This window comes from Flavobacterium sp. (assembly GCF_035760125.1).
Lineage (GTDB): Bacteria > Bacteroidota > Bacteroidia > Flavobacteriales > Flavobacteriaceae > Flavobacterium.
Genome location: NZ_DASTTN010000329.1, coordinates 1 through 4,913 on the forward strand (window position 1 = coordinate 1; position 4,913 = coordinate 4,913).

General features: G+C 32.1%; 4 protein-coding genes. All 4 read left to right on the top strand.

Annotation, left to right across the window (positions count from 1 at the left end):
* Positions 1 to 1,132: DUF4249 domain-containing protein (locus VFS71_RS11700; protein ID WP_326401454.1), on the top strand; the 1,132-nt coding region annotated here is incomplete at its 5' end.
* A complete protein-coding gene (locus VFS71_RS11705) occupies positions 1,120 to 2,388 on the top strand; it encodes a DUF4249 domain-containing protein (RefSeq protein ID WP_326401455.1) in 1,269 nt (422 codons plus the stop codon). The genes VFS71_RS11700 and VFS71_RS11705, both read left to right, overlap by 13 nt.
* A 24-nt stretch (positions 2,389 to 2,412) precedes the next feature.
* Positions 2,413 to 3,642 carry a DUF4249 domain-containing protein gene (locus tag VFS71_RS11710; protein WP_326401456.1) on the top strand — a complete coding sequence of 410 codons (1,230 nt, stop codon included), beginning with the start codon at positions 2,413 to 2,415 and terminating at the stop codon, positions 3,640 to 3,642.
* A partial coding sequence (locus tag VFS71_RS11715) for a hypothetical protein (RefSeq protein ID WP_326401457.1) occupies positions 3,630 to 4,913 on the top strand: 1,284 nt, incomplete at its 3' end. The genes VFS71_RS11710 and VFS71_RS11715, both read left to right, overlap by 13 nt.

Sequence of the window (4,913 nt, forward strand, 5' to 3'; positions counted from 1 at the left end):
TAGTTGTACAGAGCCCTATATATTAGAAACAAATACTTATGAAGAAGCATTAGTTGTTGAAGCCACGATAACCAATGAACTCAAAAAGCAAGAAATAACATTAACAAAAACTTCCCGATTTGAAGACAAAGAAACTCAAATCGAATCGGGTGCCGATGTTTTTATTACCGATAATACCGGAACTCGATATGACTTTGAAGAAGAGTCGGGTAAATATATTTCTACTACAGAATTTCAAGCCATTCCAGGAAAAGAATATCGGTTAAATATTAATACTAAAAATGGTAGAACTATCGTATCAACAACTGAAACTCTTTCTCCAGTAAACCCAATCCAAGATGTAAAAGCAGCAGTAGAAACAAAAGACAGTTTAAGAGGGGTAGCCATTAGAGTAAGTAGTTACGATCCAACGAACACTGCTAAATATTACCGTTATGAATACGAAGAAACCTATAAAATTATTGCCCCCGAATGGCGTTTAAAAAAAGCTATTGTTATAGAAGGTGTAAATGGTGCTAACCCAACTTTAGAAGTCATACCTAATAATCCTAACACAAGAATTTGTTATAGTACCAAAAAAAATACTGAAATCATACTTACAAGCACTAATGAATTAAATGAAGACCGAGTAGATTTCGTTCCTCGTTTTATCAGTGATCAAAACTATATTATATCACATCGTTATAGCATTTTAGTAAAGCAATATGTAGAAAACCTTGCATCCTATACCTATTACCAAACTTTAAAAAAAATAGCTGGATCTGGAAGTGTATTATCTCCAAACCAACCGGGTTTATTAATTGGTAATTTAAAATCTGTAAATAATCCGAATGACAAAATAATTGGCTATTTTGATGTGGCTTCTGTTTCCTCTAAAAGAATTTATTTTAATTATATAGATTTATTCCCAACCGATCTCTTGCCTCCTTACTACACAAAATGTGACGAGCAGGAACTTTTATTTTGTTTCGGACCACCTCCATGCTATGGAAATGAATTAGTTTATTATTTTTCAAATAATAAAATGACTTATTCACTCAATGAAGGAATTCTTTATCATATATATCCAGCTCCCTGCGGAGATTGCACCACCTTTTCATCAAATATAAAACCAGCATTTTGGGTAGATTAATTACATATTTCATTTCAAAATCGAAAAACAAACGAATAGCTTTCGATTTTGCATTTGCCTCCAAAAAAGAAGGCGAACAAATAACTATGTCTTATAATAAAATAATTTTCCTGCTCCTAATTTGCTTTACTATAAATAGTTGTACAGAGCCCTATATATTAGAAACAAATACTTACGAAGAAGCATTAATTGTTGAAGCCACGATTACCAATGAACTCAAAAAACAAGAAATAACATTAACAAAAACTTCGAGATTTGAAGATACAGCAACCCAAATAGAATCGGGTGCCGATGTTTTTATTACTGATAATACTGGAACTCGATATAACTTTGAAGAAGAATCAGGTAAATATTTTTCAACAACCGAATTTCAAGCCATTCCAGGAAAAGAATATCAATTGAATATCAATACTAAAGATGGCAGATTTTTTAAATCTTCAACCGAAACACTTACTCCAATAAACGCTATGCAAGATGTAAAAGCAGTTGTGGAAACAAAAGATAGCTTACGGGGCGTTGCCATCAGAGTAACTAGTTTTGATCCAATAAACGAAGCTAAATATTATAGATACGAATACGAAGAAACGTATAAAATTATTGCTCCAAGTTGGAATTTAAATAAAGCAATTGTAGTTCCTCCCGATCCAAGATACCCTAGATCAGAGGCAACTTATGCCTTAATTCCCAATTCTCCTGACACCAGGATTTGTTATAACACAAAAAAATCAACCGAAATTTTATTGACAAGCACAGCTGAATTAAATGACAATCATGTAAATTTTAACGTAAGATTCATCAGTAATCAGAATTACATTATCATGGAGCGCTATAGTATTTTGGTGAGACAATATATAGAAAACTTAGCTTCCTATTCTTATTACAGCACTTTAAAAAAACTCTCTGGATCTGGAAGTTTATTATCTCCTAATCAGCCTGGTTTTTTATATGGAAATTTAAGATCCGTAGATAATCCTAGCGACAAAATAATTGGCTATTTTGATGTAACTTCGGTATCAACAAAAAGAATTTATTTTAATTACATCGATTTATTTACGGGTGAGGCTCCCCCACCTTATTATACGGATTGTACCCCGTTTTGCTATGGAGAACAGCCCTGCACACATAATGGAGGGCTTATAGATGACATCGGATTAGGCAAAGTAACCTATTCAGGAAGTCCCAATTGGGTTAATGCTCCTTGCGGTGACTGTACAAAAATTGGCTCAAATATAAAACCTTCTTTTTGGGAAGATTAAAGAAAGCAAACGAATTAAAAATAAATGACTACTTACAATCAAAATAAAAACCAAAAAAGTTCTTCACCAATAGAGTGTAAAAGAACATCTATTGTATTAAATGGGATTATCTTTTTGCTTTTAATATGCTTTCTATTAAACGGATGTACTGAGCCGTACATACTAGAAACCAATACGTATGAGGAAGCATTAGTGGTAGAAGCAACTATTACCAATGAATTCAAAAAACAAGAAATAACACTTACTAAAACATCCAGATTTGAAGATGCAACAATCCAAATAGAAAAAGGAGCTGAGATTTCTATTACTGATAATACCGGAATTCGATATGACTTTAAGGAAGAATCTGGGAAATACATTTCTACTACTGAATTTCAAGCCACTGCAGGTAAGGAATATCGATTGAACATTAAAACGAAGGATGGTAGATCTTTTGAATCTTCAACTGAGACCTTAACTCCGATAAATCCAATGCAGGAAATTAAAGCAACAGTGGAAACAAAAGACAGTTTAAGGGGTGTTGGTATTAGAGTAAGCAGTTATGACCCAACAAACACAGCTAAATACTATAGATACGAATATGAAGAAACCTATAAAATAATAGCTCCAAAATGGGTAGCAAGCAAATCAGTTGTATTGAGTGAAACAACAATCGGTATCGTACCTAACCCAACGAACACCCGAATTTGTTATAGTACAAAAAAGAATACAGAACTACTTTTAACAAACACTAACAATTTAAATGAAGCTCGGCTTAATTTTTTAGTACGTTTTATTAGTGATCAAAATTATATTATTACTCATCGGTATAGTATTTTGGTAAAGCAATACGTAGAAAGTTTAGCCTCTTATACTTATTACACAACTTTAAAAAAATTATCAGGTTCCGGAAGTATTTTATATCCTACTCAACCTGGATTTATAAATGGCAATATCAAATCTGTAAACAATGAAAATGACAAGATAATTGGTTATTTTGATGTCGCTTCCGCTTCATCAAAAAGAATCTATTTTAATTATGAAGATTTATTTCCGGGAGAATTAGCACCTCCTTACTATACTACCTGCGATCAAGACATATACACTCTTTGTTTTAGTCCCGGTTGCAGAGGCTATGATTTAATACAAGGCATTGGTATAAATAAATTAGCATATCAATTTCATGAAGGTATAAATTATCACATGGTCCACATTGAATGTGGAGATTGCACTTCTTTTTCGTCTAACATAAAACCACTATTTTGGGAAGATTAAAACACCTCTTTTTATTTGCACTATTATGCTCTAATTTTCAAAAAGTTACAGCCCAGCAAATCAGTTCATCCAATGAAAAGCAAAATTTCTATAGCGATGAAACAATATTTATCAGTACAAATGCAACAACATTTGTCACTGGAGAGACTCTGTATTATAAGCTTAATTGCTTAAAACTATCCAATAAAACACCAAGCAATGTTAGTAAAATAGCTTACGTGGAACTTGTGGATAGTGACAAAAAAACGGTTTTCAAAAACAAAATTTATCTTGAAAACACCAAAGGGCAAGGTGATTATTTTGTACCTACCACTATAAAAACGGGAAATTACAAACTCATCGGCTATACCAACTGGATGTTGAACCAAACTGTTGCGCCTTTTTTCCAAATTGATATTGTTATTGTCAATCCATTTCAAACAACGGAAAATCAAACTGTAGCAAATAATTCAGCTACCAACACTGCTACAGGTGATACTCCGATATTACCAACTCAACAAATTCAGAGTGTAACGACAAATGATTACTTAAAACTCAATTTAAATAAAAAAGCATTTGCAAATAGAGAACAAGTAAACATTAATGTTGCAACCTTAAATGAAATAGCCAAAAACGGAAATTATTCCTTCTCTGTTAGAAAACTAGAAGATTTACCTTCAACGAAACAAACCTCTGCTGAAGAATTTTCAAAAATAGTTTCAAAAATAGAACCTATAAATAAAGCCAATAAAATTATTTTACCTGAATTAAGAGGTGAAATGATTACTGGTAAAATCATTTGCAAAAACAATCCAAGCGATATACAAAATATAAATATTGGTCTATCGATTCCGGGAAAAACGTTCGCTTTCAAAGTCGTGAAAACAGATAAAAATGGAAATTTCATTTTCAATATCGACAAAGCATATTACAATTCATCTGTAAACATTCAAGTTATCGATGATAAACGTTCCAACTATACGGTAGTACTAGACAATACTTCTGGAGTTGCCTATTCAAAACTCAATTTTCAACCGAACATAAATTTGACACCTGCTCTTTCAGAAACTTTACTTAATCGATCTATAGCCAGTCAAATTGAGAATGCTTATTACAGCAAAAAAACAGATAGTATTCTAAAAACGAAATCAATAAGCGCTTTTTACGAGCCAATTGCCAAGGAATATATTCTTGATGACTATACTAGATTTCCAACGCTAAAAGAAACTGCTACTGAAATTGTAAAAGAAATGTATTACGAACAAAAAGATAAAAAAAACACTTTGCATTTA